We start from the raw sequence: 19,058 nt of genomic DNA, 5'->3' as shown, positions 1-19,058 counted from the left end.
CCTGGGGGGGGGGTCGGCGGGGGGGCGCTGGTTGTGGGCAAGCGGTCGGTGCGAGACGCAAAGCGTCGCAACGGGCGGTTGCGCCACATCCGGCGATGTGGTCGGCTTGGGCGGGAGATCCGAGGGACGCCCTCGTCGCACCCCCAGGCCAGCACACCGGAGCCGTCCTCCAGCACAAACGCGCGGCACCCACGGTCCCACTCGACGCACTCCGCTCGCACGGGTCCGTGAAGGACTACCGGGCGGCGGCGTCGAGCTGGGCGTGCATGCACTCGCGGGCCAGCCGGTAGGCACCGGAGCCGCCGTGCAGCACGGCCTCGGCGTTCGCCGCGCGGCCCAGCGCGTGCAGGGTGAACGCGAGCTGCGCGACGTCGACACCAGGAGCCAGTTCGCCAAGCCGCGCCGCCTCCGCGACGATGTCGGCGATGAAGCCGGTGAACGCCTTGCCGGCCGCCGCGATCGCGTCGTGCACTCGGCCGGGGCGCGCGTCGAACTCCGCACCGACGTTGAAGAAGAAGCACCCACCGGGGAAGATCCGCCGCTCCGAATAGGCGAGCCAGTTGTCGCACAACGCCCGCAGCCGCGCCATCCCGGGCGCGGCCTCGGACGTCGGCCGCAGCACGTGCCCGGCGAAGATCTCGTCGGCGGCCTGGATCGTCGCCAGCTGAAGGTCCTCTTTGGACCCGAACAGCGCGAACACCCCGCTCTTGCTCAGCTCCAGTTCGGTGGCGAGCCTGCCGAGCGAAAGCCCGTCGAGACCGTCCACCGAGGCGACGTCAACCGCGTGCCGCAACACCGTCCGACGGGTCGCGGCACCGCGGGCGAGGCGGCCGTCAACCGGCACGACGCGCCCGCCAGCGTTCCACAGTGGACTGAACGCCGGCACGGAACTGAGGCGAGAGCGCGGGCGTGTTCACCACCCTGTCGGCCAGCGCGAAGAGCGCGTCGTGCCGTGACGGGTCCAGCTGCCCGATGTTGGCGTACGACACCAAGTAAACCTCGGTGATACTCGGCCCGTCGCTGCGTTCGACGAGCTTCATCGCGCCGCTCGTCGGCACTGTGCCGGGGCGCAGCACGCGGAAGTACCAACCGCTGCGCCCGGAGTCGATCATCGCGGGGATGATGTCCTTGCGGCGCGTCTTCATCGCCAGCTTGAAACACGGCGTCCGCGGCTGCGACACCTGGAGCAGCGCGTCACCCCACTCCCAGACGTCGCCGACGCGGACCTCCTCCTCGGCGGCGCCGGTCACCGACACGTTCTCCCCGAAGTCGCCGGGTGCGGCGGTGAAGGAATCCTCGGCCCAGGCGCGGTAGTGCTCGGCGGGGTAGACGTAAACCGCTTTGTCGACACCGCCGTGCACGGTGCGGTCGGCTTGGTCGTCCCCGTCGAGATTGATCTCGGTGAGCGCCAGTTCCGGCGCCTCGACCCTCGCCTTGGTGATCGCGCTCAGCACCGGCTGATCCCGCTGGTGCCCGAGCACGCTCGGCTTGCCCACGTATACCCCGGCCACTCCGAACTCGGTCATGCCGCCGAATATAGCACGACCGTTCGTATAGTTACCCCAGCGCCGCGACCTCCTCGCCGGTGAGCAGCCGGCGTCCGGCAACCCGCGCCGCGTGGTCGCGTTGGCCCATCGAGTTCGGCTCGCTTGAACTCTACCTAGGGGCTAGGTAGAGTTCTTGCATGGTTGGTTCCCGTGAGCCACGGATGACGCTGCCGACGCAGCTCGTCCTGCACGTCCTGATCGACGAACCGGATCGGGAGATGTACGGCCTCCAGCTGTGCGATGCGGCCGGGCTGCCCAGCGGCACGATCCACCCGATCCTGGCGCGGCTGGAGAAGGCCGGATGGCTGCTCAGCCGCTGGGAGAACATCGACGCGCGGGAGGAAGGCCGGCCGAAGCGGCGGTACTACCGGCTGAATCCGGACAGCCTGGCCACGGTGAAGGCGGCATTGCACCGTGCGGCGCCGAGAGCCAAGGGCCTGGACCGGTTGCGGCCGGGGACCGCGGGAGGCCTGCCGTGACCGCGGAATCCTCCCCATCGCGAGAATTCGATTACGGCTCACCTTCGTCGGTCTACGGCTACGAACGCGGTTACGGGGATCCGCCGCCCTACGACTATCCGCCTCACGACGACGCGCCCTACGGCTACCCGCGTTACGGCTATCCGCCTTTCGAACCTCCGGACTACGGCGCCCCGCCTCCGGTCCCCTACTTCCCCCCGCCCACGGGACCGAGCGAAGACGAGGACAATCCGCGACGAAAGTTCCTGGACCACGTCGCACGGGTCACCACTCCGCCGGAGACGCCCGAACCGGAACCCGGACCGGAATCACCGGAAGCAACGCCATCGGGGAGGCATCGCCTGCGCGACCACCCGCCCAACCCGATGACCGAGGTGCCGGGCGATCTCTTCGAGGCAGAAGAACCCACGCGGCCGACGACGCAACCTCCCCCGCCGCCGACTCGGCGCCCCATCGCATCGGGTCCGCAACGCGCCATCAGCTGGGCGTCGCGTGTCCTGCCACCCGCCGACCGCGAACGCTACTTCGACGAGTATCTGAGCGAACTCGATGAACTGGCGCAATCGGCCCATCCACGCCGCGCGCAGTTGCTGTACGCCTTCCGGCTGCTCGTCCGGATTCCCGCGCTCCGCATCGCTCTGCGCGCGAAGGCTCCGGAGCGGACCCGATGAAAGCGGTCGAGGCGTTCACTCAGGTGGTGGAATCCGATCGACGCACCACGAACACCCTCCGCATCCTTCGGGAGTTCTTCTTCGGTGCGGCCGTCGTCCTCGGCGAGTTGTGCGCGATGGTCGCGTTCCTCAGCCACTCTCCCCTGGCAGGCACCGTGATCGGCCTGCTGACGGCCGCGCCCGGCGCCGGGGTCGCGGTGTATTCGTGGCGCAAACGACGTCGCGCCGCCTAACCCGAGCGAGCGAGACCGCCACCCGGAAGTAGACAGCGTCTACAGACGTTTGATAGACAGTGTCTACAAGGTGAACCATGGGTTACGGAGACGTTGATGCATCACGACCGTTTCGTCGTTCTCGGCGACAGCTGCGCTGAAGGGCTCGACGACCCGTACCCCGGCAGCGACCAGTACCGCGGCTGGGCGGACTTCGTGGCCGCACGGCTCGCCCACGACGGCTTCCAGTACGCCAACCTGGCGGTGCGCGGCAGGCGGCTCGACCAGATCACCGCCGAGCAGATCCCGACAGCGCGGCGGCTCGCGCCCGACCTGATCGCGTTGTTCGGCGGTGGCAACGACGTCCTGCACCGCGACTGGGACGAGCGCACGGTCGCCCGCCGCGTCGACGCCGCCATCCGCGCCTGCGCCCGGCTCGCCCCGACCGTCGTCACCTTCACGCTCAGCGACATCTCCGACCGGGTGCCGTTCGTCCGCCGGATGCGCCCGCGGGTGACCGCGCTCAACGACGCGATCCGCGAGGCGTCGGTCAGCTACGGCACCCTGCTCGTCGACCTGTGGCCCGACCAGGCCGCCCACGACTCCCGCTACTTCGGCCCGGATCGGCTGCACCTCTCGGAGGCAGGACACCGGCGCGTCGCCGGGCACGTCTTGGACCGGCTCGGGCTCGCACACGACTGGCTGCGGCCGTTGCCGGGCACCGACGTCCGGCCCGGCCTGCGTGGCGACCTGCGCTGGTTCCGCGAGCACGTCGCTCCCGCGATGCTCACCCGCGTCCGCAATCGCCTGACCGGCCGTTCGTCGGGCGACGGCTTTCTCCCCAAGCGGCCGGAACTCCAGCCTGTCGCACTGTCCGAAGTGGACACTTTGGGCGCATGGGCACCCGAAACCATCTGATCAGCACCGCGAACACCCTGCTCGCCGAGGAGGGTGTCGGCGCGGTGACCCTGCGCGGCATCGCGAAGGCCGCGGGCGTGTCCCACGGCGCTCCGCTGCGGCATTTCTCCGGCCGCGCCGAACTGCTCTCGGCCGTCGCCGTGCTCGGCTACCGTCAGCTGCTCGAACGTCGCGAGCTGCTGCCCGACGGTACCGCCAGGGAGCGGCTCACCGCCGCGTGCCACGGCTATCTCGACTTCGCGCTGGGGAACCCGGCGATGTTCGAGCTCATGTTCCGCCGGGATCTGATCGACCCCGACGACCCGGAACTCACCGCGGTGAGCAGCGCGGTGTTCGACTTCTTCGCCGAGCTCGTCGCCGCCGTCCAGGCCGGGAACTGGCACCAGGGAACGGATCCACGGCTGCTGGCGACGTCGTTGTGGGCCGCGCTGCACGGGCTCGCCCAGCTGTGGCTGTGGGGCGGCCTGGCCGGGGCGAGCTTCGCACCGTCGGCCGAAGTCGCCCTCGCCGTCACCCTCGACGCCTACCTCGGCTGAAGCGCCGTCAAGGCCACCTTACGGGCGTCGGACGCCCGTAAGGTGGCCTTAACGGCACGACCAGGGAACTCAGCCGACCACGGGGAGCCGGATCGAGCTTTCGCCCAGTGTCACCGAAACCTTCGTGCCCGCCGGGTAGTGCAGCGTGTAGTCCCGGTCGGTCACCAGGAGCACGACGCCGAGGCGGTGTCCGGCCTTCAGCTGGTACTGCCGCGGCTGCAGGTCCCAGCCGAAGGAGTACGTCCGCCCGGCCTGGATGGGCTCGGTCCGGCTGTCGGAATGCCGGTTCCGCACGTCCAGCCAGCCGCGGCTGATCACGTCGTACGGCGTCTGCGCGGTGGTGTAGGCGTACTTCGGCCGGCATCCGGAGTCAGTGCCGAGCGTGTCCCCGAAGCACCAGGTGTCCTTCGTCGGGCCGAACCCGGTGATCCGCTGATCGGTGCCGTAGTCCACGAGCAGCGCGCTCAGGTACGGCGACTTCCCGTCCACCGACGCCCGCACGCTGACCTCGGGCGTCCCGGAGATGCGGACGTCCTTCGGCAGCGGCTCGGACACGTACAGCAGGCGGTTCGGATCGGCCTTCTCCTGCGCGGCGATCAGGCTGTCCGCCGTCCTCGCCGGGTCGTCCACGAACTGCTGCTTCCGCCCGTAACCGGGCACCCACGGGCCGAGCACGCCCGGCTGGTCCCCGTGCGACGCGCCGAGCCGCAGCGTGACGTCGTGCGCGCCGGGTTCCGGGTAGTCGCGGTAGTCGGTCCACTTCCCCGGTGACGTCTCGAAGTGCACCTTCGGCTGTCGCAGCACGTTGTTGCGGACGCCGTAGAGCTCGTGGTCGAACCACTGGTGCACCGCGTCGAGCCAGGACTGTTCGGCGACATAGAGCGGGTCGTCGTGCGCGGCCTGGTGCAGCCACAGCTTGCGGGTGATGTCGTTGCGGCCCAAGGCTTCCCACAGATCGGTGAAGTTCTTGGGCTTGACGTTCCAGTCGTTGATCCCGGCCACCTGGAACACGCTGCCGTGGTAGTTGCCGAGGTCCTTGGCGAAGTTCCGCTGGTCCCAGAAGGCGTTGTAGTCCCCGGAAACCCGGTCCATCGCCTTTTCCATCTCGTGGATCGGGCCCGCGCAGACCTCCGGATTCTTGCGGGTCAGCACCACTTTCGCGTGCAGGTCGGCGTCCTCGCCGACATACCCGCCGGGTGACACGACCCCGCCTTCCGCGCGGTAGTAGTCGTACCAGCTCGCGATGCCGGAGATCGAGACGATCGTCTTCAGCCCCTTGACGCCGGTGCTCGCGACCGCGACCGGCAGCGTGCCGTCGTAGCTCTTGCCGGCCATCGCGACGTTGCCGGTGGACCAGGAGGCCTTGACCTCCTTGCCGTCCTTGGTGAACGCCTTCGCCTTGCCGGTCAGCCACTCCACGACCGTCTTCATGCCGGTCTTCTCTTCGGGCCCGATCGCGCTCGGGCAGCCGTCGGAGTCGCCGGTGCCGAGCGTGTTCGCCGACAGCACGGCGTAGCCGCGCGAGACGAAGTAGTTGTCGTAGTAGACCCGGTTGTAGTTCACCGGGGGCTGTGGGCCGGTCGGCGGCGACCACGGCGAGATCCGCGGCACGTCGGTGACGTCGGCGGGGTGGTACGGCGCGTCGATCGTGCCGCCGAAGTACGGGCTCGGCTCGATGATGCTGGCGACCTTCAGCCCGCCGTCGGTTTCCTTCGGCCGGGTGACGTACACCGAAACCCGGTCCCGTTTGCCGTCGCGGTCGCTGTCGACCGGTGTTTCGACGTAGACCTGTTCCCGCACCGCCTTCGCGTAGTCGTAGACGGGTTTCGTCTCACCGTCACGGATCACCACCTGCCTCGCCGGATCGTCGGCTGCCGACGCCGGCACGGCGGTGGAGAGCAGGGAGACGCTCGCCAGCCCGATCGCGGCGAGCACACGCATGGTTCGCATTGCCCCTCCAGAGCCACCCAGTATTAGGTGTGACACTGGCCCTCGCGGTGCCCTGGCGCAACCCACTTAGCGCGGGTTTCACTCCGCCCGCGTGAGAAAGGGCAGAAGGAGCTCTGCGGTCCGAGGTGGATCCTCGAGCATGGGCGAATGCCCGACGCCGGACAGCAGCTCGACGCGCGCGCCCGCGACCACGCGATAGTCGGCGGCGGAGGAAGAGCGCCATCTCCGGTCTTCTTCGCCGAAGATCACCAGGAGCGGTTTGCCGAGGGATTTCAGCCGATCAGGGAGTGGCCGCTGCGCCAGGTAGCCGCTGGACGCCTGGAATGTCGCGGTGAAGGCGTGGTAGGTCATCCCGCGCACGTCGTCCACGAGCTGCTGGGGAATCACGAAACCCGGGCGGCTGAAGGCGGGGCGCATGGCCTGGCGGATCTGCTCGTCGGTCAGCTCGGGCCACTGCGCGGGGCCGATGGCGAACTCCTGCGCGATGAACGCGTCCAAGCAGGGCCCGGTGTTGATGAGCGCCAGCGCGGTCACCAGGCCAGGCCGTTGCTCGGCGAGGGCGGTGGCGACCGAGCCGCCGGTGGAGTGGCCGACCACGACAGCGCTGCGCACGCCGAGCAGATCCAGCACCTCGCCCGCCCGGCGACCCTGGTCCGGGATCTCGTACCGCGCGTCGTCCGGTTTGGCGGATCGACCGTGGCCGAGCAGATCGAGCCGGATGACGCGATGCGTCTCGGCCAGCATCGGCACCAGCGGATCCCAGGAACGGGCCGACGACGCGGACCCGTGGACGAGCAGGACCGCGGGAGCGTCGCGGGGGCCGTCCTGGCGGATGTGGAGGGTGCCGTCGGCCAGGGACAGGGCCGATTCCTGGGTGGTTTCGTCAGTCATGGGCCCACTTTGCGCACCGATGCGCCCCGGCGGCTTGGAAGAATGTTACGTCTCCCAGCCGGCGGGAAGGCTCTGGATGCCGAACTCGCGGCGTAGCACCGCCTTCGCCGCGTGCATTCCGGCCATTCCGTGGACACCGGATCCGGGCGGCGTCGCGGCCGAGCAGAGGTACACGCCACTCAGCGGCGTGCGGTAGGGATTCCAGCGTGCTGCCGGGCGGGCGAGCAGCTGCCGCGGGCTCACCGCGCCCCCGGCGATGTCCCCGCCGACGTAGTTCGCGTTGTATGCCTCCAGTTCCGACGCCGGCCGGGCGGCCGACGCGAGGATCGTGTCCGAGAATCCGGGTGCGAACCGTTCGATCCGACGGCGGACGAGGTCGGTGGCGTCGAGCGGATCGCCGTGGGGGACGTGGGTGTATGTCCACACTGGACGCTTGCCGGAAAGCCCGCGTGACGGGTCGGTGGTCATCGGCTCGGAGAGAAGCACGAACGGCTCGTCCGCGTGTCTTCCCGCCGCGACGGCGTTCTCCGCCGTGCGCACCTCCGCCGCTGTCCCTCCGATGTGGACGGTTCCGGCCGCGCCGATCCGCTTGTCGCGCCAGGGAATCGGCTCCGATACGAGGAAGTCCACCTTCGCCGCCCCCGGGCCGTACCGGTACCGCTCCAGTGCACGCCGGTATCCGGCTGGCAGCAGTTCGCCCGCGATGTCGAGCACGCCGCGGGGCACGAGGTCGAGCAGGACGGCGCGGGCGTGGGCGAGCTGCCGCAGGTCGGTGACCCGGCTGTCGAGGTGGATCCGGCCGCCGTGGGCGAGCAGGTCCGCGGCGAGCGCGTCGACGATCGACTGACTGCCGCCGCGCGGGAGCGGCCAGCCGGTCGCGTGCGCGAGGTGGCCGAGGAGCAATGCCGCGCCCGCCGCGGGGAGCGAGGGCAGCCGGGACATCGTGTGCGCGGCGACGCCGGTCAGCAGCGCGGGTGCTTCCGGACCATGGAATCCGAGGCCCTGCGTGAGTATCCGGAACGGCAGCAGGGCGGCGGCGCGCGGGTCGCGCGGGAGGTGCCGGAGGTCGCCGAGCAACGCCTCGACCACGCCCGGGCTGCGGTCGACGAGCGGCGCCATGAGACGTCGCCAGCGATCGCCGTCGGCGCCGAGCCCGGCGCAGGTCCGGTCCAGACCGGGGTAGGCCAGGGCAGTGCGGTGCTCGTCGATCGGATGGGCGTAGGAGATCTCCGGGTGGAGCAGTTCGACGCCGTGTGCGGCGAGGTCGAAGCCGCGGAAGAACGGCGAGGCCGCGGCCATCGGATGCACCGCGGCGCAGACGTCGTGCCGGACGTCGGCGTCGAACAGCGACACCGTGCGGGCGCCACCGCCGATCTCGGGGGCGGACTCGTACACCTCGACGCCGAGACCGGCTCTGGCCAGCAGCACAGCGGCGGCCAGGCCGTTGGGCCCGGAGCCGACGACGGCCACTTCGGCGGACACACCGACCACCTCCCCTGCCCGAACACCTGATCGAATATTGTCGTACCCGCGTCCTATCTTGTCCCCGTGCCCACCCAACCAGGCTGGGCCTCGCCCGAACAGGAAGGGGGACCATTGCCCGACCACGACATGCTGCTCGCGCGGGTCCGGAAGCTGCTCGCCAAGGCGGAGGACCCGGCGGTCACCGAGGCGGAAGCCGAGCTGTACAACACCAAGGCCGCCGAGCTGATAGCCCGGTACGGGATCGACCGCGCGATGGTCGCCGACGCGGGCACGGGCGCCGACGAGATCGGCATGCGCAAGATCCCGCTCGACAACCCGTACAGCAGGGACAAGGCCACGCTGCTGACCAACATCGCGTTCCCGCTGCGCTGCCGCACGCTGCTGCATCGCGCGGCCAAGGGCGTCGAGGCGGTGACCGTCTTCGGTTTCCGTTCCGACCTCGAACGCGTGGAGCTGCTGTTCACCAGCCTGCTGTTGCAGGCGACGACGCAGCTGACCAGGGTACGGCCGGAGAACCGCGTGTTCCGCGGTGAATCGCTGGCCGCGTACCGGCGGACGTGGCTGCACGGGTTCGCGCGGGCGGTGTACGAACGATTGCGCCAGGCCGAGGAGCACGCGGCGCGGAGTCACACCGCGATGTCGGCGAGCGGGCGGTCGGCCGAGCTGGTCGTCCGCGATCGCACGGCGATGGTGCAGCAGGCCTTCGACGAGCAGTTCAGCGATCTGCGCGCGGCCCCGCCCCGGCGGCTGTCGGGCACCGGCTATCTCGACGGCCACCACGCGGGCACCAACGCCAACCTGAGCCCGACGGCGCTGACCAAGCGGAGGAAGGTGCTGCCCATGCGCTGAGTTTCTCGCGGCACGGCCGCGATCCGCGCGCTTCGCCCGTAAGCAGGTATCCCGGCCATGATCATCTCGGTTTACTGTGCCGATGCGCGTTGTGGATCTCTCCGGCAGGCCGGATCTGGTCGATCCCGCACTGCGGCTCGGTGACGTCGGCGGCGAATTCCTCTATCGCGGCCCCGGCGGCAAGGTGATCGCACCCGAGCGATTGCTGAAGCATTGGGGCCAGTATTCCCTTGTTCTTCTCGATGACGACGACACGCTGATGGCGCGGGCGCTGTCCATCCCGGTCGCGTTCCCGACCGCGGACCGCCCCGAACTGCCCGACGACGGCTGGGACGCGGCACTGCGCTGGGCCCTCGAGGATCTTGTCGACGGTCGCGCGCCGACCACCCTGGTGGCACTCGAAATCGTGGTGGCGCGACACCTGCTGGGGACCGGTCTCTCGACGCACGCGTTGAAGGCGTTCAAGGCGCGAGCCGCCGAAACCGGACTGACCCGGCTGGTGGCGCCGGTGCGCCCGATCGGCAAGGAAGCCGAGCCGGACGTGCCGATGCCGGAGTACGCCGTCCGCCGCCGGGAGGACGGGCTGTTCGCCGACCGCTGGCTGCGGACCCACGAGCGGCTGGGCGCGCGGCTGGTGAAGATCGCGCCCTTCGCGCTGACGGTCACCGGCACGCTCGCCCAATGGCGGGAGTGGACCGGGGTCAAGCTCGCCGACGGTCCGAACCGGATCCCCGGCGGCATCGCCCCGGTCCACGCCTCGGTGTCGCACGACGTCGGTATCTACGTCGAGCCCAACGTCTGGATGGACCACCCGCTCTGACACACGAGTTCGCCGTCCAATCACGCCAGTTCCGCGTCCAATCACGCGAGTGCCGTGTTCGATCACGCGAGATCGCCGTTCCCGCACGGAATTCTCGTCGCGTCGGCCGGGAAGATCGGCTCTACTGGGCCAATGCGCATGGAGGACCTGGCGACCCGGCCGGAGTTGCGGCGGGCCGCGCTCGACCTCGGCACCGTCGGCGGGGAGTTCCTGAGTCACGACGTGGTGGGCCTGCTGGCGAAGTCGAAGCGGCTGGCCACGCGGTGGCCCGAGTTCTTCCTGGTGCTGCTGGACGACGACGTCCCGGTGGCTCGCGCGGCCGCGATCCCGGTGGAGTTCCCGACCGGCGAACGACCGGAGCTGCCCGAACACGGCTGGGACGGCGCGTTGCTGTGGGCGGCCGAGGACGTCATGGACGGGCGGGCCCCGACCAGCCTGGTCGCCATCGAGGTCACAGTGGCCGAACACGCGCGAGGCCGAGGACTCGCCGCGGTCATGCTCACGGAGCTGAGGGCGAAAGCACGCGCCGCCGGGCTGTCACGGCTCGTCGTCCCGGTGCGGCCGACCGGACTGGAGCAGCGACCGAACGAGTCCATTGTGGACTATGTGACGCGGAAGCGTGCGGACGGATTGTTCGCCGACCCGTGGTTGCGCACGCACGAACGGCTCGGCGCGCGGCTGATCGGCGTCGCGCCGTTCGCGATGACGGTCACCGGCACGCTCGCGCAGTGGCGGGAGTGGACCGGTGTCGAACTCGTCGACGGGCTCAACACGGTGCCTGGCGGCATCGCGCCCGTACTGGCTTCGGTGAAGCGCGACCTCGGCGTCTACGTTGAGCCGAACGTGTGGCTGGACCACCCGCTGTGACACCACGGTTCACCACCGGACGGGCAACGCGTCGAGCTGCCAGGTGCCCGGATTCGGCCCGTGCCGCAACTCCTCCGGCTCGACCGCGAGCGCGAGTCCGGGACAGCGCCGGAACAACGCGCCGAAGGCGATCTCGGCCTCTTGCCGGGCCAGCGCGGCACCAAGGCAGTAGTGCGGTCCCGCACCGAATCCGACGTGGGTTTCCGCGCGCCCAGGATCGCGGGTGATGTCGAGCCGCTCGGGAGCGGTGAACTTACGCGGGTCGTAGTTCGCCCCGGCGAGCACCGGCATCACGGCTTCGCCGCGGCGGACCAGTTCGCCGCCGATCTCGACGTCTTCGGCGGCGTACCGCATCCGGGTGCCCAGCCCGGGCCCGCACCAGCGCATCAGCTCGTGTACGGCCTTCGGCAGCAGGGCGGGATCCGCGCGAAGCAGGGCGAGCTGATCGGGATGAGTGAGCAGCGCGGCGGTGCCGTTGGCCAGCAGGTGCGCGGTGGTCTCGTGCCCGGCGACCACGAGGTTCTGCACCAGCGCGATCATCTCGACGTCGCTGAGCCGATCGCCGTCCTCGGCCTGCGCGCGGACCAGTCCGGTGATCAGGTCGTCCGCGGGGTGGTGCCGCCGGAATTCGAGGAGCACCCGGACGTGATCCACCATTCCCGCCAGCGCCTCGGCCACTCCGGGGCCGAATCCCGCGGCCAGCGCGGCACTCCACTCCCGCCACTGTGGCCGATCCGCCTCGGGAATGCCGACCAGTTCGCAGATCACCGCGATCGGCAGCGGATACGCGAAGTGCCGCAACAGATCGACGACGCCGTCCTCGGCTTGGCCGGGTAGTTCGTCCAGAAGGCGCTCGGTGAGTTCAGCGATCCTCGGACGCAGCTCGGTGACCCGTCGCACGGTGAACGCCCTGGTGACCAGGCCGCGCAGCCGAGCGTGCTCGGCGCCGTCGACCTCGCTGATCCCCGACTTCAGGTAGACGAAGTGCTCTTCGGGGATCCCCGTGGCACGCCACAGCTGTTCCCGCAGGTCCACCGCGCCCGGCACGGCCGCGGCGGAGCTGACGAACCTCGGATCGCTCATGACGAGCTTGACGTCGTCGTACCGGGTGACCAGCCACATGGGCTCGATGCCGGGAACGACCGCCTTGGCCAGCGCCGCACGCTCCCGGATCCGCGAATACGCCGTGAACGGATCCCGCACGAGTTCGGCGTCGGTGAGGTCCACCATGCCTTCGGATGTCGTCATCACATGTTCCTATCATCTGAATGTGATCCCATCCTGGCGTGCTCGTGAAAGGCCTGTCAACCGCCACGAATCCGAACCAGGTGACAACCCGAGTCGGCACCTGCTAACTTTTATTAGCATGTGGGGGACGTCGTGGTGAGCGGCTCTTCGCCGACCGGCGACGAGCTCGTCCGGCTGCTCGGGACGCTCGCGAATCCGCACCGGCTTCGCATCGTCGCCGCGCTGCTCGCCGAACGCGCCTACGTCAGCGAGCTGGCGCGCGAGCTGCGGATCAGCCGCGCACTCCTCCAGGTACACCTGCGCAAGCTGGAGGCGGCGGGGCTGGTGACGTCCAGTCTCGAGGTCTCGGCCGACGGCAAGGCCATGAAGTTCTACGAGGTCACGCCGTTTTCGGTCCAGCTCACCCCGCAGGCCGTCGCGGCGGCGGTACCGACGCTGAGCACACCGGATTCCGTCCAGGGGGACGGCTCGGACGAGGGAGCACGGTCATGAACTGGCACCAGTGGCAGGAAATCATCGGGGTGACCGGGGTTTTCGTGCTGATCACCGTCGTGCTCACCGTCGCCATCGTGCAGCTGGCCTCGACCTGGCGGGCCAAGGCGGCGCTGGCGCGCGAGCACGAGTACCGGGCGCTGGCCGACCGGGCGACGCGGTCGCAGGAGGAAACCGAACGGCGTCTCGCGGACGTCCAGGACCGGTTGCGTTCCATCGAACGCGTCCTCAAGGAGGTCGAATAAGACCGTCGAGTAAGAGCAAGGCCCTGGGCCGCCGAGCGGCAACTCGACGGCCCAGGTGGAAGAAGCACCTCGCCCAAGGGCGAGTCCTTACACAGATAGCTCCTTCACGGAAGGACTTTAGTTCATGCTGCCCACAGGCACCCCGGACCTGCGGGGGCCGGTGATCGAGCGGATCGCGGGCTGGTCGATCCGGCACCGCGCCGCGGTCCTCCTCGGCTGGCTCGCGCTCGTCGTGCTCGCACTGGCCGTCGGCTCGCTCGTCCCCGGTTCCAGCCTTCCCAGCTCCGACGCCGGAGAATCCGGTACAGCACAAGGGATTCTCCGCGCCCAGAACAGTTACGAACCACTTCTGGAAAACGTCCTCGTGCAACAACGTGAACCGCGCGACGACGCCGAAATCCGGTCGGCGACCGACGATCTCGTGCGCACCCTCCAAGCGTCGGACGCGGTCACCGGCCTCCGCACGCCGGTCGACGCACCGGATGGCAGGTCGCGGCTGGTGACGTTCCAGATCACCGGCACCGACGCGGAAATCCGTCCGCATTTCACCGCCGCGAGCGCGGCCGTGGACGCCGTGGCCGCGCGGCATCCCGCAGTCCTGGTAGCGCAGGCCGGGGACATGAGCCTGAGCACCGTGGTGGACAAGAGCATCAAGCAGGACATCAAGCGGTCCGAACTGATCTCCCTCCCGCTCACCGTGGTGATCCTGCTGTTCGTCTTCGGGGCGCTGATCGCCGCGTCGATCCCGTTGCTGCTGACCGCGACCGCGGTGACCGCGACGTTCGGCTTTCTGTCCGCTGTGGACAAAGTGGTGCCGATCAACAGCGCCACCACAGTGATGACGTTGCTCATCGGGACCGCGGTCGGGGTCGACTACTCGTTGTTCTTCCTCCGCCGGGAACGCGAGGAACGCGCTGCCGGGCGTCCGGTCGACCAGGCGATCCGGACCGCCGCCGGCACCTCGGGCCGGGTCGTGGCCGTCTCCGGGCTCACCGTCGCGCTGTGTGTGACCGGGCTGGGTTTCACCGGACTCGACCAGCTCCGCGGGTTCGCGATCAGCTCGATCCTGGTTGTCGGGCTGACCGTCGCCGCGTCGGTGACCGCGCTGCCCGCGTTGCTTTCCCTGCTGGGCCACTGGGTCGACCGCGGCAGGCTGCCCTGGCTCGGCCGGCGCCGGACCACGGCCGACCATTCCCGGTTCTGGGCCAAGATCGCCGAGGTCGTCACGCGGCGTCCGACGCTGTGGGGTGGGCTCGCCGTCGTCCTCCTCGCCGTCCTGGCGTTGCCCGCGAGCAGGATCCAGCTCCAGGCGCCGCTGGCCACGGAAAGCCTGCCGCGCAGCGTCCCGGTGATCGACGCCGCGGTGCGCATGCAGGACGCGTTCCCCGGTGCGGCCATCCCGGCGCACATCGTCGTCTGGAACGGACGGGGCGGCCCGGTCGACACCCCTGCCGCGCGGAACGCCATCGCGGAACTCGGGGCGCGAACCGCGGGGCCGGTTGTCACGGTGTCCGTCGATCAGGCGCTCGTAGTCCGCATTCCCTTGGCGGGTAATGGTTCCCTGGCCTCGGATCAGGCACTGAAGACACTGCGTGAGGACGTTCTCCCGGCGACCCTGGGCAAGGTCGGCGGGATTGGGTTCGCCGTCGCGGGCAAGACCGCCATCGCGCACGACTTCGCGGCGAAGGTGGCCGACCGGACGCCGTACGTTTTCGGCTTCATCCTGCTGCTCGCGTTCGTCCTGCTGTGGGCGGCGTTCCGCTCGATCGGTGTCGCGATCATGTCGATCGCACTGAACCTGCTCTCGGTCGGCGCCGCGTACGGGGTGCTGACGTGGGTGTTCCAGGACGGGAATTTCGCGTCACTGCTGGGTTTCACCCCGTACGGCGGGGTGCTCGACTGGCTCCCGGTGTTCCTGTTCGTGCTGCTGTTCGGGCTCAGCATGGATTACCACATCTTCATTCTCAGCCGGATCCGCGAGCGATGGCTGTCCGGGATGAGCGCCCGCGAAGCGATCATCGGCGGCACGGCCTCGGGAGCCGGCGTGGTGACCAGCGCGGCGGTGATCATGACCGGTGTCTTCAGCGTTTTCCTTACACTGAGCGCGATCGAGTACAAGATGATGGGCCTCGGGATGGCGTTCGCGATCCTGCTCGACGCGACGCTGATCCGCGGTGTCCTGCTGCCCGCCGCGCTCACCGTGCTCGGGCGGTGGCTGGGGAAACCGGTCAGTCCAGCAAGTCGGGACGCCGGTCCGCGAACCGCGTCGCCTGTTCGAAGGCGTGCCCGGCCCGCAGCACGCTGAGTTCCGCGCGGTGTGCTCCGACGAGCTGCACCCCCACGGGGAGCCCCTCCGGGGTGAACCCGGCAGGCACCGACAATGCCGGGCTTCCCGTGGCGCTCACGAAGAACGCCGAGCGCATCCAGCCCAGATAGTCCTCCATCGGCACGCCGTCGACCGACGCCGGGTACTCCAGTTCAGCGTCGAACGGCGGTACCTGGCTCACCGGCAGCAGCAGGATGTCGTAGCGCTCGAAGAACTCCCGGGTGCGGTGGAACAACGCGGTGTGCAGCACTTCGGCTCGCGCAATGTCCACACCGGACAGACGGAGTCCTTCCTCGACGTTCTGCGCCAAGGTCGCCTTGAGCCGATCGCGGTGCTCCGCATGGGTTTGCGCGAAACTCCACGCGCGCAAGGTCCGGAACACCTCGTCGGCGCCGGTGAAGTCGACGCAGTCCCGTTCGACGTGGCAGCCGAGGTCCTCGAAGGTCCGCGCAGCCCGCTCGACGACCGCGGCCACCGCTGGGTCGACCGGGAGACTGCCGCCGAGATCGGGCGACCACGCCACGCGCAGACCGCGCGGATCGGCGTCGAGTGGTTGCGCGAACACGGATCCCGGCGTTTCCAGCGAGGTCGGGTCCCGCGGGTCGGGGCCGGCCATGACCGACAGCAGCAGCGCCGCGTCGGCGACCGTGCGGGCCATCGGGCCCTTAACCGCCATCGTCGTCCATCCCATCGCGCGCGGCCAGTCCGGCACACGGCCGGGCGAAGGCCGGAAGCCGACGACGTTGCAGAACGACGCCGGGTTGCGCAGCGAACCGCCCATGTCACTGCCGTCGGCGAGCGGGTGCATCCCGCAGGCGAGCGCGGCCGCCGCGCCGCCGCTGCTGCCGCCCGCGGACCGCGTGCGGTCGTAGGGATTGCGCGTCAGGCCGAAAACCGGGTTGAACGTGTGCGAGCCCGCGGCGAACTCGGGCACGTTCGTCTTGCCGATCGTGATGACCCCGGCCGCGCGCAGCCGTTCGACGAGCAGCTCGTCGCGCTCGGGCACGTAGTCGGCGAGCAGCGGCGAACCGTAGGTCGTGCGGATGCCCGCGGTCTCGTGACTGTCCTTGTGCGCCATGGGAATCCCGTGCAGCGGCCCGACTTCCTCGCCTGCCGCGAGCCGCTCGTCGGCCGCCGCGGCCGCACTGAGAGCGCTTTCCACGGTGCGGGTGACGACAGCGTTGACCTGCGGGTTGACCTGCTCGACGCGGTCCAGGTGAGCCTGCGTGACTTCGCGCGCGGACACTTCCCGCGCCCGGAGCCGATCGGCGAGTTCACGAGCGGTCAGTGCGCAGATCTCGGATTCGGCCACCCGGCCATCTGATCACCAGGCCCCGGCTCACGGCAAGACCTCGGGGTCAGCAACCGCACGCGACGGCGGACACCGGCGCGGTCAGCGGGTCCGCGTCGGCCTCCCGCCGCCCGGCCGCGGAGTCGACCGGAAAGCCCTCCCGGACCCAGTACTCGTAACCGCCGATCATCTCCTTGACCCGGTAGCCGAGCCGGGCGAAGGCGAGCGCGGCGCGGGTTGCGCCGTTGCAGCCGGGGCCCCAGCAGTAGGTGACCACGACGGCGTCGTGCGGGACGAGGTCGCGGGCGCGTTCGGCGATCCGCGCGGTCGGCAGGTGAAGCGCGCCGGGAAGGTGCCCCTGGTCCCAGGATTCGACGCTGCGGGAATCGACGACGACCAAGCCGTCGACACGGGCTTCGAGGTCGGCGTGGACGTCGCTGACGTCGGCCTCGAACGCGAGACGTCCGGCGAAGTGGGCGACGGCGTCGATCGGAGTAGCCGGTGAGGTGGCGAGAACAGTGCTCATGGCGTTCATCGTGCTGGGCGTGGCTCCGAGCGAACAGTGGCGTGAACGCCGCTGTTCGCTAAGATCTCGCCATGTCGACAGTCTCGGTCCTGCTCTACGACGGCATGTCCGCGTTCGAACTGGGCATCGTCACCGAGGTCTTCGGCCTGCCCCGGCCGGAGTTCGACGTCGACTGGTACCGGCTGACGATCTGCTCCGCGCGTCCGGGCCCCGTGCGGATCATCGGCGGCGCCACGCTGCACGCCGACGGCGATCTCGACGCCTTCGCCGCGGCGAGCACGGTCATCGTGCCCGGCGTCGGCGATATCCACGGCGACTGCCCACCCGCGGTGATTTCCGCTCTACGCTTGGCTTTCCGGCGCGGAGCGCGGATCGTGTCGATCTGCTCGGGCGCCTTCGCGCTGGCCGCGGCGGGCCTGCTCGACGGCCGCCGCGCCGCGACGCACTGGCAATACGCCCCCGTCCTCGCACGGCGCTTCCCCCGCGTCGACGTCGACCCGGACGTCCTCTACCTCGACGACGACCCGATCCTGACGAGCGCGGGCAGCGCCGCCGGCCTGGACCTGTGCCTGCACGTGGTACGCAAGGACCACGGCCCCACGATCGCCAACGCCGTCGCGCGCCGGCTGGTCGTCCCCGCACACCGCGACGGTGGCCAGGCGCAGTTCATCGAATCGCCGGTGATCGCCGACGCGGACGACAGCCGCGTCACGGCCAGCATGTCCTGGGCGCTTTCGAACCTCACGGAACCCATCACCGTCGAGACGCTCGCGCGCACCGCGAACATGTCCCCGCGCAGCTACCTCCGGCATTTCGCGCGCAGCACCGGCACCAGCCCGATCCGCTGGCTCATCGCCCAGCGCGTGCACGCGAGCCTGCCGCTGCTGGAAAAGACCACGCTGCCGATCGACCACGTCGCCACGTCCGTCGGCTTCGACACGGCAGTGACCTACCGGCACCACTTCACCCGCACGATGCGCGTCACGCCGACGGCCTACCGACGGAGTTTCACCGCGTCAGGGGATGCCGGGCGACATCCCCTGACGTGACGTGATTCAGGGCGCGTCGACGAGTACGCGCCCCGCGTCGGCGTTCTGCGACACCAGGCTTCCGGCGTAGTTTCGTTGCACCTGCGCGGCTTCCGCGGCGTTGGGTTTCGTGTTGGCGCAACTGACCCCGCCGGTCGACCCGGACATCAACGACGAGCACGGACCGGGTTTCCGGTCGGGCAGCCCAAGGCTGTGGCCGAGTTCGTGGGAGGCGATCCGAACCTTGTTGTAGCCCTGCTGGACGGCTTCCCTGCCGTACCAGACCGTGACCTGACCACCGGGACGGACGGGCCCGAGCGTGGCCCGCGGCCAACCCGGATCCGCGACGACACGGATGTTCGCCCGCTGCCCAGGAGACGCTTTCACGATGCGTACGTTGGTCACGCTGGTGTTCCAGACGTTGACGCCCTGGGCGACGACGTCCTTGAACTCCGCGGCCTGGCTGTCGTCATAGGTGAGCGTTGTCGCGTTGATCTCGGCCGCGGCGGCGGTGGGCACCACGGTGACCGGCAGCAACAGAGCGGTACCGGCCACCACGCCGGCGAATGTACGTCGAAGCACGATTTACTCCTCGCGTCAGAGCGGAGCCTGTGTCGACCTCGGGGACTCGTGCGGCGGCGGGCAACGCACTGTACGTGCCCCGCCAACCTCACAGC

At 69.8% G+C, this 19,058-nt stretch carries 21 protein-coding genes; 12 read left to right on the top strand and 9 right to left on the bottom strand.

The window, feature by feature from the left end; all coding sequences use genetic code 11:
* Positions 1-235: 235 nt before the first annotated feature.
* Positions 236-844 (bottom strand): TetR/AcrR family transcriptional regulator, encoded by a 609-nt coding sequence (locus ACFW0G_RS09360; RefSeq protein ID WP_378324411.1) that lies wholly within the window; start codon positions 842-844, stop codon positions 236-238.
* A complete protein-coding gene (locus tag ACFW0G_RS09355) occupies positions 834-1,526 on the bottom strand; it encodes an MOSC domain-containing protein (RefSeq protein ID WP_378324410.1) in 693 nt (230 codons plus the stop codon). Before ACFW0G_RS09355 ends, ACFW0G_RS09360 begins: the two co-directional genes overlap by 11 nt.
* A gap of 158 nt (positions 1,527-1,684) precedes the next feature.
* Between ACFW0G_RS09355 and ACFW0G_RS09350 the strand changes: the two genes are divergently transcribed.
* From ACFW0G_RS09350 to ACFW0G_RS09330, 5 genes are all read left to right on the top strand, one after another.
* Complete coding sequence (locus ACFW0G_RS09350; RefSeq protein WP_378324409.1) at positions 1,685-2,026, top strand: PadR family transcriptional regulator; 342 nt, start codon at positions 1,685-1,687, stop codon at positions 2,024-2,026.
* On the top strand, positions 2,023-2,697 hold the full coding sequence (locus tag ACFW0G_RS09345; protein WP_378324407.1) for a hypothetical protein: 675 nt from the start codon (positions 2,023-2,025) through the stop codon (positions 2,695-2,697). The genes ACFW0G_RS09350 and ACFW0G_RS09345 overlap by 4 nt, the downstream gene beginning before the upstream one ends.
* Positions 2,694-2,930: a hypothetical protein gene (locus tag ACFW0G_RS09340; protein WP_378324405.1), complete on the top strand. Its 237-nt coding sequence runs from the start codon at positions 2,694-2,696 to the stop codon at positions 2,928-2,930. Before ACFW0G_RS09345 ends, ACFW0G_RS09340 begins: the two co-directional genes overlap by 4 nt.
* Before the next feature lie 96 nt (positions 2,931-3,026).
* Positions 3,027-3,827, top strand: coding sequence for an SGNH/GDSL hydrolase family protein (locus tag ACFW0G_RS09335; protein ID WP_378324404.1), 801 nt, complete (start codon positions 3,027-3,029; stop codon positions 3,825-3,827).
* Positions 3,806-4,363: a TetR/AcrR family transcriptional regulator gene (locus tag ACFW0G_RS09330; RefSeq protein WP_378324403.1), complete on the top strand. Its 558-nt coding sequence runs from the start codon at positions 3,806-3,808 to the stop codon at positions 4,361-4,363. The genes ACFW0G_RS09335 and ACFW0G_RS09330 overlap by 22 nt, the downstream gene beginning before the upstream one ends.
* 69 nt (positions 4,364-4,432) lie before the next feature.
* Here ACFW0G_RS09330 and ACFW0G_RS09325 read toward each other — a convergent pair whose 3' ends face one another.
* The 3 genes from ACFW0G_RS09325 to ACFW0G_RS09315 form a co-directional block, all read right to left on the bottom strand.
* A complete protein-coding gene (locus tag ACFW0G_RS09325; protein WP_378324402.1) occupies positions 4,433-6,313 on the bottom strand; it encodes a Xaa-Pro dipeptidyl-peptidase in 1,881 nt (626 codons plus the stop codon).
* A gap of 78 nt (positions 6,314-6,391) precedes the next feature.
* Entirely contained in the window at positions 6,392-7,204 is an 813-nt protein-coding gene (locus tag ACFW0G_RS09320; RefSeq protein ID WP_378324401.1) for an alpha/beta fold hydrolase, read from the bottom strand.
* A gap of 45 nt (positions 7,205-7,249) precedes the next feature.
* On the bottom strand, positions 7,250-8,686 hold the full coding sequence (locus ACFW0G_RS09315) for a phytoene desaturase family protein (protein WP_378324399.1): 1,437 nt from the start codon (positions 8,684-8,686) through the stop codon (positions 7,250-7,252).
* Positions 8,687-8,800: 114 nt separating this feature from the next.
* Between ACFW0G_RS09315 and ACFW0G_RS09310 the strand changes: the two genes are divergently transcribed.
* From ACFW0G_RS09310 to ACFW0G_RS09300, 3 genes are all read left to right on the top strand, one after another.
* The gene (locus ACFW0G_RS09310; RefSeq protein ID WP_378324516.1) at positions 8,801-9,538 is read left to right on the top strand and encodes a DUF2786 domain-containing protein; all 738 of its coding nucleotides are present in this window, start codon (positions 8,801-8,803) and stop codon (positions 9,536-9,538) included.
* An 82-nt stretch (positions 9,539-9,620) separates the two neighbouring features.
* Complete coding sequence (locus ACFW0G_RS09305; protein ID WP_378324398.1) at positions 9,621-10,358, top strand: Long-chain-fatty-acid--CoA ligase; 738 nt, start codon at positions 9,621-9,623, stop codon at positions 10,356-10,358.
* A 132-nt stretch (positions 10,359-10,490) separates the two neighbouring features.
* Positions 10,491-11,225 carry a GNAT family N-acetyltransferase gene (locus ACFW0G_RS09300; protein ID WP_378324397.1) on the top strand — a complete coding sequence of 245 codons (735 nt, stop codon included), beginning with the start codon at positions 10,491-10,493 and terminating at the stop codon, positions 11,223-11,225.
* Between the two features lie 9 nt (positions 11,226-11,234).
* Here ACFW0G_RS09300 and ACFW0G_RS09295 read toward each other — a convergent pair whose 3' ends face one another.
* A complete protein-coding gene (locus ACFW0G_RS09295) occupies positions 11,235-12,473 on the bottom strand; it encodes a cytochrome P450 (RefSeq protein WP_378324396.1) in 1,239 nt (412 codons plus the stop codon).
* Positions 12,474-12,608: 135 nt separating this feature from the next.
* On the opposite strand from ACFW0G_RS09295, the gene ACFW0G_RS09290 reads away from it, so the two are divergent.
* The 3 genes from ACFW0G_RS09290 (at position 12,609) to ACFW0G_RS09280 (ending at position 15,515) form a co-directional block, all read left to right on the top strand.
* Entirely contained in the window at positions 12,609-12,965 is a 357-nt protein-coding gene (locus ACFW0G_RS09290; RefSeq protein ID WP_378324395.1) for an ArsR/SmtB family transcription factor, read from the top strand.
* A complete protein-coding gene (locus ACFW0G_RS09285) occupies positions 12,962-13,210 on the top strand; it encodes a hypothetical protein (RefSeq protein ID WP_378324394.1) in 249 nt (82 codons plus the stop codon). Before ACFW0G_RS09290 ends, ACFW0G_RS09285 begins: the two co-directional genes overlap by 4 nt.
* 124 nt (positions 13,211-13,334) lie before the next feature.
* Entirely contained in the window at positions 13,335-15,515 is a 2,181-nt protein-coding gene (locus tag ACFW0G_RS09280) for an MMPL family transporter (RefSeq protein WP_378324393.1), read from the top strand.
* On the opposite strand, the gene ACFW0G_RS09275 is transcribed toward ACFW0G_RS09280, so the two are convergent.
* Both ACFW0G_RS09275 and ACFW0G_RS09270 read right to left on the bottom strand, forming a co-directional pair.
* Entirely contained in the window at positions 15,439-16,848 is a 1,410-nt protein-coding gene (locus ACFW0G_RS09275; protein WP_378324391.1) for an amidase, read from the bottom strand. The two genes, ACFW0G_RS09280 and ACFW0G_RS09275, sit on opposite strands and share 77 nt — an antisense overlap.
* Before the next feature lie 46 nt (positions 16,849-16,894).
* A complete protein-coding gene (locus tag ACFW0G_RS09270) occupies positions 16,895-17,353 on the bottom strand; it encodes a rhodanese-like domain-containing protein (RefSeq protein WP_378324390.1) in 459 nt (152 codons plus the stop codon).
* Between the two features lie 71 nt (positions 17,354-17,424).
* Here ACFW0G_RS09270 and ACFW0G_RS09265 point away from each other — a divergent pair, with 71 nt between their 5' ends.
* On the top strand, positions 17,425-18,402 hold the full coding sequence (locus ACFW0G_RS09265; protein ID WP_378324389.1) for a helix-turn-helix domain-containing protein: 978 nt from the start codon (positions 17,425-17,427) through the stop codon (positions 18,400-18,402).
* Between the two features lie 6 nt (positions 18,403-18,408).
* On the opposite strand, the gene ACFW0G_RS09260 is transcribed toward ACFW0G_RS09265, so the two are convergent.
* A complete protein-coding gene (locus ACFW0G_RS09260) occupies positions 18,409-18,963 on the bottom strand; it encodes a snapalysin family zinc-dependent metalloprotease (RefSeq protein WP_378324388.1) in 555 nt (184 codons plus the stop codon).
* Positions 18,964-19,058: the final 95 nt, after the last annotated feature.

Source organism: Amycolatopsis sp. NPDC058986, from assembly GCF_042741125.1.
Classification (GTDB): Bacteria; Actinomycetota; Actinomycetes; order Mycobacteriales; family Pseudonocardiaceae; genus Amycolatopsis.
The sequence above is the reverse complement of the archived record's forward strand: the minus strand, read 5'-3'. Positions and strand labels throughout refer to the sequence as shown.

Excerpts from the sequence above, each read along its gene's own strand:
- ACFW0G_RS09355 (WP_378324410.1), bottom strand. The coding sequence starts at position 1,526 with ATGACCGAGTTCGGAGTGGCCGGGGTATACGTGGGCAAGCCGAGCGTG.
- ACFW0G_RS09350 (WP_378324409.1), top strand. The coding sequence starts at position 1,685 with ATGGTTGGTTCCCGTGAGCCACGGATGACGCTGCCGACGCAGCTCGTC.
- ACFW0G_RS09340 (WP_378324405.1), top strand. The coding sequence starts at position 2,694 with ATGAAAGCGGTCGAGGCGTTCACTCAGGTGGTGGAATCCGATCGACGC.
- ACFW0G_RS09335 (WP_378324404.1), top strand. The coding sequence starts at position 3,027 with ATGCATCACGACCGTTTCGTCGTTCTCGGCGACAGCTGCGCTGAAGGG.
- ACFW0G_RS09330 (WP_378324403.1), top strand. The coding sequence starts at position 3,806 with ATGGGCACCCGAAACCATCTGATCAGCACCGCGAACACCCTGCTCGCC.
- ACFW0G_RS09325 (WP_378324402.1), bottom strand. The coding sequence starts at position 6,313 with ATGCGAACCATGCGTGTGCTCGCCGCGATCGGGCTGGCGAGCGTCTCC.
- ACFW0G_RS09320 (WP_378324401.1), bottom strand. The coding sequence starts at position 7,204 with ATGACTGACGAAACCACCCAGGAATCGGCCCTGTCCCTGGCCGACGGC.
- ACFW0G_RS09305 (WP_378324398.1), top strand. The coding sequence starts at position 9,621 with ATGCGCGTTGTGGATCTCTCCGGCAGGCCGGATCTGGTCGATCCCGCA.
- ACFW0G_RS09300 (WP_378324397.1), top strand. The coding sequence starts at position 10,491 with ATGCGCATGGAGGACCTGGCGACCCGGCCGGAGTTGCGGCGGGCCGCG.
- ACFW0G_RS09295 (WP_378324396.1), bottom strand. The coding sequence starts at position 12,473 with ATGACGACATCCGAAGGCATGGTGGACCTCACCGACGCCGAACTCGTG.
- ACFW0G_RS09285 (WP_378324394.1), top strand. The coding sequence starts at position 12,962 with ATGAACTGGCACCAGTGGCAGGAAATCATCGGGGTGACCGGGGTTTTC.
- ACFW0G_RS09280 (WP_378324393.1), top strand. The coding sequence starts at position 13,335 with ATGCTGCCCACAGGCACCCCGGACCTGCGGGGGCCGGTGATCGAGCGG.
- ACFW0G_RS09270 (WP_378324390.1), bottom strand. The coding sequence starts at position 17,353 with ATGAGCACTGTTCTCGCCACCTCACCGGCTACTCCGATCGACGCCGTC.
- ACFW0G_RS09265 (WP_378324389.1), top strand. The coding sequence starts at position 17,425 with ATGTCGACAGTCTCGGTCCTGCTCTACGACGGCATGTCCGCGTTCGAA.